Source organism: Dyadobacter jiangsuensis (assembly GCF_003014695.1).
In the GTDB taxonomy this organism is placed as follows: Bacteria; Bacteroidota; Bacteroidia; order Cytophagales; family Spirosomataceae; genus Dyadobacter; species Dyadobacter jiangsuensis.
In genome coordinates this window covers 535,322-549,041 of the sequence record NZ_PYAS01000004.1, presented here as the reverse complement: position 1 = coordinate 549,041, position 13,720 = coordinate 535,322, and the positions used below count along the sequence as shown (strand labels likewise).

Here is a 13,720-nt window from a genome sequence, read left to right as displayed (position 1 = left end):
CTAAGCACCCGATCAGTAGAAATATATGAAACCCCTCATTTTAGTTACAAATGACGACGGAATAACGTCAAAAGGAATCCGAACACTGGTTGAAATCATGCAAACGCTGGGTGAAGTGATCGTAGTCGCTCCCAACAGCCCGCAATCCGGAATGGGCCATGCTATCACCATCGGTGAACCGCTCAGGCTTTATTCCACCCATATTTTTGATGATGTGACGGAGTATGAATGCTCGGGAACACCGGCCGACTGTGTGAAACTGGCTAAAAACTACGTGTTGCAGGACCGCAAGCCTGACCTCGTCGTGAGCGGTATCAATCACGGCAGCAACAGTTCGATCAGCGTGCTGTACTCCGGCACGATGTCGGCGGCCATTGAAGCGGCGATCGAGGGCATCCCGGCAATCGGCTTTTCGCTTTGCGATTTCAGGGAGGATGCGGATTTCAGCCACGCAGTTCCCTACATCAAGTCGATTACGGAAGAGGCTTTGAAAAATGGTATTCCAAACGGCATTGCATTGAATGTAAACATCCCCGCCAAAACAGACCTGGCGCTGAAAGGCGTAAAAGTATGCCGCCAGGCGCATGCCAAATGGCAGGAGAAATTCGACTACCGCGTAGACCCTAATGGTCGCGGCTACCTTTGGATGGCCGGCGAGTTTGTCAATTTCGATACCGAAAAAGAAGACACCGATGTCTGGGCACTGGATAATAACTATATCTCGGTGGTGCCATGTCAATATGATCTGACAGAGTATGAAGCGTTGAAAAAGCTATCGACCTGGGATTTGTAATTTAACCAACAGCTATGGCATTAGTAGGCAGTTTATTAAAGAAAGGCATCCATTTCAGCAACATCGTTGCCAACCGCCGCAAGGCAAGTTTACACCAGCAACAGAAAAAAACCCTGGCCAAACTCCTGGCCAAGGCCAGATATACCGAGTTCGGCGAGAAATACAATTTCGACGAGCTGCTTTCCACCATTCTCTTCGGTGAAAAAGGGGCATTTTATGAGCTTTACAAGCGCACCGTGCCCGTTTACGATTATAACAAGATATTCAACGAATGGTGGCACAAATCCCTCGAAGGTGATAAGGATGTGTGCTGGCCCGGCACGGTGAAATATTACGCATTGAGCTCGGGAACATCGGAAGCCGCTTCTAAGCAGATTCCGGTGACGAAAGCGATGACCAAGGCTATTCAAAAGACCAGTATCCGCCAGATTTTGTCGTTGGGCCATTACAAAGACCTCCCGCCTGATTTGTACGAAAAAGGTTTCCTGATGCTGAGCGGCAGTACCAACCTGAACCCGCACGATACCGGAAGCCTGGCAGGTGATTTGAGTGGTATTCAAATCCAGCAGATCCCGCGCTGGTTCCGTCCTTATTATAAACCGGGCCAGAAAATCGCTGCACAGCGCGACTGGGGCCTGAAACTGGAAGAAATTACCCGCGTAGCGAGCGAATGGGACATTGGATTCGTGGTAGGTGTTCCTGCGTGGATCCAGTTGCTTTTCGAAAAGATCATCGCGCATTACAATGTGAAGAACATTCACGAGATATGGCCGAATTTGCAGGTTTTCGCGCATGGCGGCGTTTCATTCGAGCCTTATCGCAAGGGTTTCGAGAAATTGCTGGGCAAGCCGATGACCTACATCAACACTTACCTTGCGTCGGAGGGCTTTATCGCCTACCAGTCGCGGCCGGGTGCGGTGGGTATGGAGTTGGTATGTGATAATGGGCTGTTCTTTGAATTTATCCCCTTCACCCCTCAAAACTTCGATTCCGACGGTGCTATGCTCGATAATCCCGAGACGCTGATGATCGACCAGGTGGAAGAAGGTAAAGAATATGCATTGCTGCTCTCGACCTGCTCGGGAGCATGGCGTTACCTGATCGGCGATACGCTGAAATTCGTGGACAAATCGCGCGGCGAGATCGTCATCACCGGTCGCACGAAGCATTACCTGAGCCTTTGCGGCGAACACCTTTCGGTGGATAATATGAACAAGGCGATCGACCTCGTTTCGCGTGAAATGGGTATTTCGGTGAAAGAATTTACCGTTTGCGGCATCGAACACGGCACCTTGTTCGCGCACGACTGGTACGTGGGCGTGGAAGAGTCCAATGTGGATGCGGAGGTTCTGAAACAAAAACTCGACGCCAAGCTCGCGGAACTCAACGATGACTACGCCGTAGAGCGCCGCCACGCATTGAAAGAAGTATTCGTAAATGTGCTGCCCAATCAGGCGTTCTATCACTGGATGGAATCCAAAGGCAAGCTCGGCGGCCAGAACAAATTCCCCCGGGTTTTCAAGAAAGACCTGATCGACGATTGGAAAAACTTCCTTAAAACAGAGGGGTATATTGCCCCCTGACCCCTACTTCAAAAAATTGGTATAAGCAATCTGACAGGCGATTAGGATAAAAACTACGCCTGTCACTTTGTTAAATACGGTAACCACTTTTGGCGTGAAGAGCTTTTTGAGCCTGTGTGCAAAGACAGCAATGGCGCTTTCTACCAAAAACACCGCAATCACGCTCGCGGTGAAAAACAATATCACCTGATTCAGATCATAATGCAGGTTCGTGCGGATGTACGAGGCTATGGTTACCCAACTGATGAAGTTTACCGGGTTCAATCCATTCAGCAAGAAGCCGGTGGTGAAATAATACAGAAAGTTCCCAAAACGAGTTTGCGGTTCGGCAATTTGCGGTTGCCCCTTGATGATATTGCTCAAACCCAAAGCAACGAGGAACACTACCCCGGCGCCAGCCATCCATTTCTGAAAATTGGGAATATCGGGCAGCAACGCCGTCCCGAAAATGGCGAAGAAAACGAAGATAATGTCGCAGATAAATACGCCGAATGCAATTTTGATACCCGTGCGATAGCCATTATCGACACTGTTTTGGACCAGGGAAAAGAAAACGGTTCCGAAAGTAAGACACAATGCGACGCCCGTCAGCGTCCCGTAAAGTAGCGCTTGCAGCATATTAAATACCTTTCAGTCTGGCAGTCATCAATATGCCCGCTACCGAAAGCGAATCGGTGATTTCGGACCGCATGACCATTTCCACCGCGTCTTTCAAGGGGAGTTTCCATACCTGCAAATCCTCAGTATCTTCGGGCTCGGCCTGATCCTGGGTGAGTTCTTCGGCAATGAAGAGGAACCCTTCTTCGTTAGTTGCCGAGTTGGAGGTATGAATGCGGGAAAGCTTGGTCCATTTGTTAGCTAACAGGCCGGTTTCCTCTTTCAGTTCGCGCTTCGCCGCGTCGAGCGGATCGGCACCAAGTGCCCCGCCGCCTTCCGGAATTTCCCAGGAATACTCGTCGATTGCGTAACGGTACTGGCCCACGAGGTAAATGTTGTTGTCGGCATCCACCGGTATCACGCCTATCGCCTGGTTTTTGAATTTTACCAAACCGTAAATGCCTTTGTTGCCCGAAGGGTTAATCACGTCACGGTGACTGAGTTCCAGCCAGGCATTCTCATAAACGGTTTCCGACGATAGTGTTTTCCAGTTATTTTCAGTGGATATAACCCGCATTTTCTTAGTATTTTTGGCCTTTCATTGACAAATCTCAAATGCAAATAAACCAAAATAAGCTTAAACAACGTCTCATCATGCTGTCTTTTGTAGCCAGCATTCTGTTGACAGCATTGAAGTTTTTTGCATTCTATCTGACTTCGTCCAACGCCATTCTGAGTGATGCCCTGGAATCGATCATCAACGTAATCGCCAGCGGGTTCGCATTTTACAGCGTTTACCTTTCCTCTCAGCCCAAAGACCGAAACCATCCGTACGGGCACGGCAAAGTCGAGTTTTTCTCAGCCGGTTTTGAAGGCGCATTGATCATCATCGCATCGATATTCATTGTGGTGGAAGCCATGAAAAGGCTGATGGACCCGGCACCGATCGAAAACCTGGCGCAGGGCTCGCTGTTTATCATTTTCACCATTTTTGTCAACACCGCCATCGGTTATAAGCTCCTCACCGAAGGACGCCGGGCGAACTCTCTCGCTTTGGTGGCCGATGGGAAGCATTTAATGTCCGACAGTATCAGCAGCGTGGTGCTCATTCTGAGTGTCGGACTGATTATGCTCACCGGTTATGTGTGGATCGACAGCGTAGCCTCCCTGTTTTTCGGACTGTTTCTGGCTTACAGCGGGTCGCAATTAGTCAGTAAATCCGTGGCCGGCTTAATGGACGCCAGTGACGAACTGTTGCTCGACAAGGTGATCCAGACTCTGAATGAAAATAAAAAGGAAACCTGGATCGACGTACATAACCTGCGCGCCCAGCAATACGGCTCCGACCTGCATATCGATTGCCACCTGACATTACCTTATTACTGGGAATTGCAGAAAGTGCACGAAACGATCCACGATTTCGAAAACATACTGAAAGGCTCGCAGCCGGGCGAGACGGAAATTTTTGTCCACGCCGATCCGTGCGTCTACCAATGTTGCTACTTTTGCAGGATCGACAACTGTCCCGTGCGCCAGCACGCATTCGTGCAGGACATCGAATGGGACGCAGCCAAGCTCACCAAAAACGAAAAGCTGTACCGCGAAGCCAGAATCAATATTCAGGAATAATAATCAAATCTAAATTCTAACCAATCATGGACTTTTCTCGTCGCGATTTCCTTAAAAAGGCCGGAGCCACTGCGCTTGCTGCCTCTGCATTCACTGATTTGTTCGCCGAACCGGCTGCTAAAAAGCTTTGGTTCGACATTTCACTGGCCGAATGGTCGTTGCACAAGGCTCTTTTCGCGAAAAAACTCACCAACCTCGATTTCCCTGAACTCGCTAAGAAAGAATTCGGTATTTCGATCGTAGAATACGTAAACCAGTTCTTCAAAGACAAAGCGGAAGATAAAACTTACCTCGCCGAGCTGTTGAAAAGAGCGAAAGATAATGGCGTAACCAACAACCTGATCATGATCGACGGCGAGGGCGGCCTGGGCGAGCTCGATGCTGCGGTACGTAACAAAGCGGTTGAAAACCACTACAAGTGGGTTGAAGCGGCGAAATACCTCGGCTGCAAAACCATCCGCGTGAATGCTTTCGGTAAAGGATCGGACGAAGAAATCGCGAAAGCTGCGGTGGAAGGTCTCAGCAAATTGGGCGAATTCGCTTCCAAAACAGGCATCAACGTGATCGTTGAAAACCACGGCGGTTCTTCTTCCAACGGTAAATGGTTGTCGGGCGTGATGAAGCAGGTGAATATGAAAAACGTAGGTACCCTGCCTGATTTCGGTAACTTCTGTATCAAACGTTCGGCCAACGGCTGCGAAGAGTCTTACGACCGCTACCAGGGAACGCAGGAGCTGATGCCTTTCGCAAAAGGTGTGAGCGCGAAAACTTACGATTTCGATGAAAAAGGAAACTGTATCGAAACCGACTACGCTAAAATCCTGAAAGTAGTGAAAGCCAGCGGCTTCAAAGGCATCGCCGGTATCGAATATGAAGGAAGCAAACTTTCGGAGTATGACGGTATCAAGGCTACCAAAGCGCTCCTCGAACGCGTAGGACCGACCGTGTAATTGCATTCGCAACAACAAGTGACAACACTTGACCATAAATGACAACACCTGACAAGCTATTTGTCAGGTGTTGTCATTTATAGATCATGCATCAGGACACTGTCATCCTGAGCGAAGTCGAAGGGTATCTGCATCACTCCTTCACCCTTCGACTTCGCTCAGGGTGACAATACCGTCTTACATTCCCAGGTAAGCCAGAAACTCCTTCTTGGTCGCCTCGTCCTCGAACTTACCGCCGTAGAAAGCGGTAACGGTCGAGCTGCCCGAGTCGCGGATCCCGCGTGACTGTACGCACATGTGTTGCGCGTCGATTACCACGGCTACGTCCTCGGTCTGCAATGCCTCTTTCAGTTCATTGGCGATTTGCACGGTAAGGCGTTCCTGTACCTGCGGACGTTTCGAGTAGTACTCCACAATGCGGTTCAATTTCGACAACCCGATCACTTTTCCGCTCGAAATGTAAGCGACGTGCGCCTTGCCGTAGATCGGCACAAAATGGTGCTCGCAGTTCGAGAATACCGAAATATCCTTCTCGACGAGCATCTGATTATATTTATATTTGTTATCAAAAAGTGCGATGGCCGGCTTATTCTTAGGATCAAGGCCGCTGAATACCTCTTTGATATACATTTTCGCAACCCTTTTCGGCGTGCCTTTCAGGCTGTCGTCCGTCAGATCGAGCCCCATGATCTCCATAATGTGGCGGAAATGCTTCTCGATCAACTCCATTTTAAGCTCGTCCTCCATCGCGAACGCGTCGGCGCGGAGGGGAGTGTCTATTCCTGAAAACAAATGATCGTCACCAACCTCTTCGATGTCCAAAGCTTCACTGGACTGGATACTCGACAAAATTCCGTTCTGTTTCATATAATCTGATTTTCAGGTCGAGGCCTGCTTCAATTTTGGGTCTTATAATTGAATAAATAACGATCGCGATGTTCTCCGCGGTCGGATTAAGGGTTTTGAACTCTTCAACGTCGAGATTCAGGTTCCGGTGGTCAAACCGGTCGATAACGGATTCCTTCAATATGGCACTCAACACTTTCATGTCGATCACATAGCCAGTCTCGGGGGCAACGGGACCCGTCACCTGGACGATCAGCTCATAATTGTGTCCGTGAAAGTTGGGATTATTGCATTTTCCAAAAACCTCCCCGTTCTTTTCTTCCGACCATTCCGGATTATGAAGACGATGGGCTGCATTGAAATGCTCCTTTCGGAACACCGCCACCTTTTGCACCATATTTTAAACCACTTAAAATTTTAGTTTGCCTTAAATGTCGTTACAAAGTTTGTGTCCAACACATTTAAGGGTTCGAGCATGCTGTGAGTCGCTCTCAGAAGTCTCTTGCTTTGGGTAAACGCTGTAAGCTAGCAAATTGTTCACGGCATTCCTATTTAGTGTTACCCGAAAGCGTTCTCAATGTCAATTTTTAATTAATAAAAAAATTTAAAAATCTGGCATTTGCGTGTAAATTGCAGCCCCGGACCGGGTATGACCAAATAATCTTTTACCATCCGTCCCGCTAACTTTCAACAGATTTTGATATGGATAGACGTGATTTTCTGCAAAAAACAGCGCTGGCCGCGCCCGTCGCGGGGATGATGCCATCGCTTCATTTGAAAAAAGAGAGACCGGCAGGAAATGTACGTTTGGGATTTATCGGCGTCGGGCTGCGGGGCCGCAACCATGTGGAGCAGGCATTGTTCCGCCCGGATGTGGAGATCAACGCGATCTGCGATATCGACCCCGAAGCGGTCAATATCACCCTCGATAAGATCAAAAAAGCAGGACGCAAAGCACCGGCGGTGTATTCCAAAGGCGAAGAGGATTTTATGAACCTCGTCAAGCGCGACGACCTCGACGGCGTACTCATAGCCACGCCCTGGCAGTGGCACGTGCCGATGGCGCTGGCTTCGATGAATGCGGGAAAATATACGGCGGTGGAGGTTTCAGCGACTGTTACGCTTCAAGAGTCGTGGGATTTGGTCAATACTTTCGAAAAGACCGGCTCGCATTGCATGATTCTCGAAAATGTGTGTTATCGCCGCGATGTAATGGCCATTCTCAAAATGATCCGGGCAGGCATGTTCGGCGAAATGACCTACGCGCATTGCGGATACCAGCACGATTTGCGCGGTATCAAGTTCAATACCGGCAAAAGCAATGAAGGCCACGGTGTCGAATTTGGTGCAAAGGGTTTTTCCGAAGCCAAATGGCGCACCCAGCATTCGGTCGATCGTAATGGCGACCTCTATCCTACCCACGGACTCGGCCCGGTGGCACACTGGCTTGACATCAACCGGGGCAATTGCTTTACGCACCTCACATCCATGGCGACCAAGTCGCGCGGTTTACATAAATATGTGGTAGATCACGGCGGTAAGGACCATCCCAATGCGAAAGTAAATTTCAAACTGGGCGATATCGTCACCACGATGATCCAATGCCATAACGGCGAAAACATCGTGCTGATCCACGATACCAACTCTCCACGCCCCTACTCGCTCGCGTTCCGCGCGCAGGGAACCGAGGGAATCTGGATGAACGACGGCCACACCATTTACCTCGAAGGCGTATCCCCAAAAGAGCACATCGGTGAGCCCGACAAGCCTTACCTGGATAAAAACGACCACCCGCTGTGGGCGAAATATGCCAAAGAAGCCGAGAATGCAGGCCACGGCGGTATCGATTACTTTGTACTGCGGGGATTTGTAGAGGCCATCAAACGCAAAACCGCCCCGCCAATCGACGTGTACGACGCGGCAGTATGGAGCGCCATCAGCCCATTGTCAGAACTTTCGATTGCCCGTGGAAGCTCTCCGGTTGAAATTCCGGACTTTACGCGTGGAAAATGGCGAACAAATAAGCGGATCTTTGGCCTGAATGATGAATATTGAGTATTATAACAAAACCAAATTTATACCAGTACAGAATAACCTGAACAACCTTTTCCAAATACGACTTAAATGAGCAAAAAGAACAGTTACCTGGGTCCCCTCTTCATTATCGGCATTCTATTCTTTGTGATGGGTTTCGTCACATGGGTTAACGGAACACTGATCACCTTCTTCAAAAAAGCATTTACTCTCGACAACACCAGTTCTTACCTGGTAACGTTCGCGTTTTTCATTTCCTACACCGTCATGGCGATCCCGTGCTCGATGGTTTTGAAAAAGACCGGTTTTAAAAACGGTATGTCGCTCGCCTTGATCGTGATGGCATTGGGAACAGCGATATTCATCCCGGCTGCCGAAATGGCTTCCTACCCGTTATTCCTGGTCGGTTTGTTCACGATTGGTATCGGTCTTACGGTATTGCAAACAGCCTCGAATCCTTACGCTACGATCCTCGGTCCACGCGAAAGCGCTGCCCAGCGGATCAGTATCATGGGTATTGCCAATAAAACCGCCGGTATTTTCAGCCAGATCATTTTTGGTAAACTGCTTCTCGCAGGGGCCTCTTCGGCCGATCCTAAGTCGGAACTGGACAAGGTAGCAATGCCTTACCTGGCGCTAACAGTCGTGCTGGTTGCCCTGGCGATCATCATCAGAATGTCGAAAGGATTGGTGGAAGTTAGCGAAGACGAAGAAGATGACGCACCGCTGGCTGCGCAACAGGTTGCAGTTCAGAAAACCAGTGTTCTGCAATTTCCTAACCTTGTTTTGGGTGTGATCGCGTTGTTCTGCTATGTAGGTGCAGAGGTAATCGCGGGTGACACTATTATCAGCTACGGCGTGTCTCTGGGCTTTCCGGAAGAAGAGGCCCGTTTGTTCGGTACTTATACATTATATGGTATGATGTTCGGGTATGTTTTAGGTATCGTATTGATTCCTAAATATGTATCGCAGCAAGCTTACCTCAAATTCTCGGCAATCCTGGGCTTGATCGTTACCGTAATCGCCATTAATTCAACCGGTTTCACCTCCGTACTTTGCATCGCAATTCTTGGTTTCGCCAATGCGGTGATCTGGCCGGCATTGTGGCCATTGGCGTTGAGCGGCCTCGGGAAATTCACAAAAATCGCTTCTGCATTGCTCGTAATGGGTATTTCCGGCGGAGCCGTGTTACCTTTGGTGTACGGAAGCATCGCCGACTCGATCGGAAGTACGCAGAAAGCTTACTGGATTTTGGTTCCACTTTACATTTATATGCTGTATTTCGGCTACATAGGCCACAAAAAGAAAAGCTGGTAGTTCACAATGAGGATTTCAACTCCCGGCCGCATTTGCTTTTTCGGGGAACACCAGGATTACCTGGGGCTCCCCGTGATCGCAGCGGCCATATCGCGTAGAATTAGCGTTGACGGCGGTTATCGCGATGATCAAAAAATAGTATTGCATTTGCCCGACCTGGGTACCCAGGAAGAGTTCTCTCTCGACACGACTTTCCCTTACGTCAAGCCGCGCGACTATTTCCGCAGCACGATCAATGTAGTTAAAAGAAGGGGATTAACATTCTCGAAAGGCTTCGAAGCAACCATTCATGGCAATATCCCCATCAATTCGGGAACGTCCAGCTCCTCGGCGCTGATCGTTTCGTGGGCAAAATTTCTGGACCAGCTGAGCGACAAACCACTCAATTTTTCAAAAAAGGAACTGGGTGAAATCGCCAATGCGGCCGAAGTACTGGAATTCGGCGAACCTGGCGGCATGATGGACAACTACTCCACCGCAATCGGCAACGTCATTTATCTGGAATCGACACCGGTTATTAAGGTAGAAGCGTTGACGCCCAAACTAGGAACATTCGTGCTCGGCGATTCGCTGGAACCGAAAGACACGCTCGGCATTATAGCCCGTTGCCGCTACGGAATGGAGGATGTGATCAAGATCGTCACCGATTACGACCCGTCATTTTCGATATTTACGACGCCATTAGAAAAGGTAGGCGATTACAAATCAATACTTTCTCCCGACCAACTGGGGCTACTGAAAGCCAACATCGAGGACCGGGACATTCTGGTCGAAGGCAAAGCCCTGCTGATCGACAGCGCCGAAGATCACGCCAGCCAGAATTTCGACAAGCAATTCGGCAGCCTGCTTTACAAGCATTACCAGAACCTCCGCGACCACAAACGCACCTCGACCCCGAAAATCGAACGCATGATGAATGCCGCACTCGGTGCCGGTGCATTGGGCGGCAAGATCAACGGCTCGGGCGGAGGCGGCTGCATGTTCGCCTACGCGCCTACGCACGCGGAAGAAGTGGCCGAAGCCATCGAGCGCGAAGGCGGGAAAAGTTATATTATTACAGTTGACGAAGGCACCCGGATTGAAGGATAATCGATCCGGGGCGCTTTGTCGCCTTATAATCTCCTATCATTTGGGCCCAGTCAAGACCGCGGCGAGCTTCATATTATTCTGGAAATCAACATAATCTATTTCCAACGAGTCCAGCGGCACTCCCCCACAGTTGAAAACGTGTCCAAGCGGCGTACAGCCGAATGGCGTCGTTATCGCCAAAAATTGTTGATCGTGATAAATGTATACTGCGGCATGGTATCCTCCTCCATTTGGCAAAGTATATTTCTTCAAGTGGTCGACAATCCATGGGACTGTTTCCAATGATTCTTTGGTAAAACAGGGTTGATCAATATTGTCAACACGATCGCTTTCTACGCAGGCAAATGCGGCCAACAAAGTACACATTAGTACGATGGCAATCTTCATCCGGACTTTCGTTTTCTTCATGGCTGGTTAGCTTTTTAAGTAGAACATTCGTTAGCTGTTTTCACTGCCAACTATCTTATTTCCCGATCAAAACCCGTTTCGTTTGTACAGTCCCATCCTCGAAAGTCGCCTTTAAGAAGTAAGTTCCTTTCAACCCTGCATTCAACTTGACGGTTGTCAGTTTTCCTTCCGCTTTTGGTAAATAGTCCTGTAAAACTCTCTGGCGATCATCCAGGAGGCTAATTTTTGTTATTCTGTTGACCTGATTATCCAGATTCACGGCTTGAATATTCTCCGGAGTTTCCGATGAAATTGTGATGACTTCTTCACCCTCAGCCGGATTGGGATAAATCTGCATTTTGGCACCGCTTGGTTTGAAGAATGTAAACGAATGCCGCGGGGCACCGCAGAATGCAATGGAAAGGCCACCGTTATTCGAAGGACCATTAAACGTAAAATTCACAGTACCTGAATTTTGATTATTGATGATAGTACTCGCGGCAGTCGAGCTAAATGTCGGACCTGTATCCGGGTCGAGTCCCCAGAATATCTGCATACTGTGCGAGCCCCAAGTGGTGTTTTGGAAACTTCCAGAAATAAGGTTACCGTCGAGGTAGACGCTTGTTGATGGCGGAGCGTATTTGCAGGTCCAGTAACTGGATGGTACGCCATAACCGGGCATAACATCGTTCGCATTATGCTTGACTAGGGGCCCTGCACCCCATTTTGAAATATACTTACCTGCATCATAAGTGGTTACGGCGGAGTGGTCTCCGGAATATCTGACGCGAAGTTTACCCTGAGTCCCATTATAGATGGTCTGAGTATAACTCGGGTTTACACCAGATACATAGGGCGTAACTCCGCCATGTGTTACCTGATCGATACCAATTTTGTTTCCGCCTGTCGAAACGTGCCATGCGTAACCATGACAATTGTACCGCCGGGTATAATCATTCAACACAACACAACTTGGCCCATAGAATCCGTTTTTGATATCATTTTGAAACGATTGGAGCTGAGCGTTGGTGTTTGGCCAAGCATCGAGGTATGCGAACAATGCACTGGGGGGCACTTGTACACCATTGGGAGTATTGACTTGCCCCCGGGTTTCTGCCGAGATGATCCCGAGAAGCAAAACATATGCTGTAAAGTATTTCATTCGATCAATATTTAGCTTCCAATAATACCATCATCAATTTATTCTGCCCATAGAACTCGTTATAGTGAATGCTCACTTCACCAATCGTCTTCCCGTCACAATTAAATATGTAAGACATGGGCGAGGAAAGTGCGGGATTCTCAAAAGCGAGATAATACTGATCTCGATACTGATACACGGCGACCCGTAATGGCCCCTGCTTGGAAACCTGGAAAAATGCCAGCTGATCTTTTACCCAAGGCACTGTTTCAAGCGATTCTTTTGTAAAGCAGGGTTCTCCAATTTCGTATTCCTTAATTTCAGCTTCCGTACAAGATCCGCCAATCAGTAGAAATCCGATTACAATTAAGGAAACATGTCTCGTTACAAGCACATTATGCCACGCACCAAATGATGTAAATGCTTTCATAATTCTTGATTTTAGTACAACTCAATGATTTTTAACATATTCCGTAAACTTGTTCAGCAATAACTCAATCAGCCCAGGATCTCGCGCAATAAGCCGTTCTTCAAACGCCACGATACCATCTGCGTAGAACTGACTTTCCACAATCTCAATTCCCATCGAATGCATCACTTTATCAAAGATGTAAGCAGTGACCGCATCCGAGATACCTCCAAACACATCCCGGTAGCGCTGTTTAATGAGTAACGACGCATGCAACCGCTTCAAAAAGTCAGTCTTTTCCCGCGAAGACATTTGATTCAGGAGCGCCTTGTCACTCATTATGAGCTCCACGCCAATCCATTTCAAGGAATATGCGCCCATTTCCGCGCTATCCGGGAAAGCTTCTACCTTGCTAAAATCTTCCTTGAAATAGATTTCGCAAGCAGCCTTCATCGCATCAGGCCGCCTCTTGAATTCCTCAAACCCATTAAATCCTTCCAACGCGAACCCCAAACCTTCCAACGGACTGTCATGTGCTACATAACTCCGGAAAAACGGATGCTCCATCGTAATCAGCAGCAACTCTTCCGTACTCAGCGTTTTTAGATCAATTCCTTTGATCTGGCAGGCATTCTGCCGTTCAGCGACAGATGTAAGCGCGTTCCAGCATTCGGTACCCGGCTTGCAGGGGTAGTTCCAGCGCAGCGAGAGTTGTGCCGAAGCGACGGACGACCACAACATAGCAATCACAAACAGTTCGATTTTTCTCATAGAACTCCGGTTTACATGATAAATAAAACATGCACTTGCCGCGAACGCGGACGATCGTATCAGAACATTGAGCTGTTTAATCTGCCGTAGACTGGCGGTGACGGGTGATACAAATATTTAACTTTTCAAATACAAAACATAACCATTCCTATGAGCAATGAATATCCGGTCGGA

At 48.6% G+C, this 13,720-nt stretch carries 15 protein-coding genes; 7 read left to right on the top strand and 8 right to left on the bottom strand.

The genetic code is table 11. The features are described 5' to 3' along the window. The first annotated feature begins 25 nt into the window (after positions 1 to 25). A complete protein-coding gene (surE, locus tag CLV60_RS10780) occupies positions 26 to 793 on the top strand; it encodes a 5'/3'-nucleotidase SurE (protein ID WP_106595373.1) in 768 nt (255 codons plus the stop codon). A gap of 14 nt (positions 794 to 807) precedes the next feature. Further along, positions 808 to 2,376: a GH3 family acyl-acid amido synthetase gene (locus CLV60_RS10775; protein ID WP_106595372.1), complete on the top strand. Its 1,569-nt coding sequence runs from the start codon at positions 808 to 810 to the stop codon at positions 2,374 to 2,376. A 3-nt stretch (positions 2,377 to 2,379) separates the two neighbouring features. On the opposite strand, the gene CLV60_RS10770 is transcribed toward CLV60_RS10775, so the two are convergent. Beyond that, entirely contained in the window at positions 2,380 to 2,994 is a 615-nt protein-coding gene (locus tag CLV60_RS10770) for a LysE family translocator (RefSeq protein ID WP_106595371.1), read from the bottom strand. A 1-nt stretch (position 2,995) separates the two neighbouring features. Then, a complete protein-coding gene (locus tag CLV60_RS10765) occupies positions 2,996 to 3,550 on the bottom strand; it encodes an NUDIX domain-containing protein (protein ID WP_106595370.1) in 555 nt (184 codons plus the stop codon). A 38-nt stretch (positions 3,551 to 3,588) separates the two neighbouring features. Between CLV60_RS10765 and CLV60_RS10760 the strand changes: the two genes are divergently transcribed. Further along, a complete protein-coding gene (locus tag CLV60_RS10760; RefSeq protein WP_106595369.1) occupies positions 3,589 to 4,602 on the top strand; it encodes a cation diffusion facilitator family transporter in 1,014 nt (337 codons plus the stop codon). A 26-nt stretch (positions 4,603 to 4,628) separates the two neighbouring features. Beyond that, entirely contained in the window at positions 4,629 to 5,552 is a 924-nt protein-coding gene (locus tag CLV60_RS10755) for a sugar phosphate isomerase/epimerase family protein (protein ID WP_106595368.1), read from the top strand. A 177-nt stretch (positions 5,553 to 5,729) separates the two neighbouring features. On the opposite strand, the gene folE is transcribed toward CLV60_RS10755, so the two are convergent. After that, positions 5,730 to 6,419: a GTP cyclohydrolase I FolE gene (gene folE / locus CLV60_RS10750; RefSeq protein WP_106595367.1), complete on the bottom strand. Its 690-nt coding sequence runs from the start codon at positions 6,417 to 6,419 to the stop codon at positions 5,730 to 5,732. Further along, positions 6,379 to 6,795 (bottom strand): 6-pyruvoyl trahydropterin synthase family protein, encoded by a 417-nt coding sequence (locus CLV60_RS10745; RefSeq protein WP_106595366.1) that lies wholly within the window; start codon positions 6,793 to 6,795, stop codon positions 6,379 to 6,381. The genes folE and CLV60_RS10745 overlap by 41 nt, the downstream gene beginning before the upstream one ends. Before the next feature lie 362 nt (positions 6,796 to 7,157). On the opposite strand from CLV60_RS10745, the gene CLV60_RS10740 reads away from it, so the two are divergent. The 3 genes from CLV60_RS10740 (at position 7,158) to CLV60_RS10730 (ending at position 10,838) form a co-directional block, all read left to right on the top strand. Continuing rightward, positions 7,158 to 8,453 carry a Gfo/Idh/MocA family protein gene (locus tag CLV60_RS10740; RefSeq protein ID WP_106595467.1) on the top strand — a complete coding sequence of 432 codons (1,296 nt, stop codon included), beginning with the start codon at positions 7,158 to 7,160 and terminating at the stop codon, positions 8,451 to 8,453. Positions 8,454 to 8,522: 69 nt separating this feature from the next. Then, on the top strand, positions 8,523 to 9,749 hold the full coding sequence (locus tag CLV60_RS10735; RefSeq protein WP_106595365.1) for a sugar MFS transporter: 1,227 nt from the start codon (positions 8,523 to 8,525) through the stop codon (positions 9,747 to 9,749). 6 nt (positions 9,750 to 9,755) lie between these two features. Next, positions 9,756 to 10,838 carry a GHMP family kinase ATP-binding protein gene (locus CLV60_RS10730; RefSeq protein WP_106595364.1) on the top strand — a complete coding sequence of 361 codons (1,083 nt, stop codon included), beginning with the start codon at positions 9,756 to 9,758 and terminating at the stop codon, positions 10,836 to 10,838. A gap of 36 nt (positions 10,839 to 10,874) precedes the next feature. On the opposite strand, the gene CLV60_RS10725 is transcribed toward CLV60_RS10730, so the two are convergent. Genes CLV60_RS10725 through CLV60_RS10710 form a run of 4 tightly spaced genes read right to left on the bottom strand, consistent with a single transcriptional unit; the run spans position 10,875 to position 13,546 of the window. Beyond that, positions 10,875 to 11,246 (bottom strand): hypothetical protein, encoded by a 372-nt coding sequence (locus CLV60_RS10725; RefSeq protein WP_106595363.1) that lies wholly within the window; start codon positions 11,244 to 11,246, stop codon positions 10,875 to 10,877. A 55-nt stretch (positions 11,247 to 11,301) separates the two neighbouring features. Further along, entirely contained in the window at positions 11,302 to 12,387 is a 1,086-nt protein-coding gene (locus CLV60_RS10720) for a T9SS type A sorting domain-containing protein (RefSeq protein ID WP_106595362.1), read from the bottom strand. Between the two features lie 4 nt (positions 12,388 to 12,391). Next, positions 12,392 to 12,796, bottom strand: coding sequence for a hypothetical protein (locus CLV60_RS10715; protein ID WP_106595361.1), 405 nt, complete (start codon positions 12,794 to 12,796; stop codon positions 12,392 to 12,394). Between the two features lie 21 nt (positions 12,797 to 12,817). Then, entirely contained in the window at positions 12,818 to 13,546 is a 729-nt protein-coding gene (locus tag CLV60_RS10710) for a hypothetical protein (protein ID WP_106595360.1), read from the bottom strand. Positions 13,547 to 13,720: the final 174 nt, after the last annotated feature.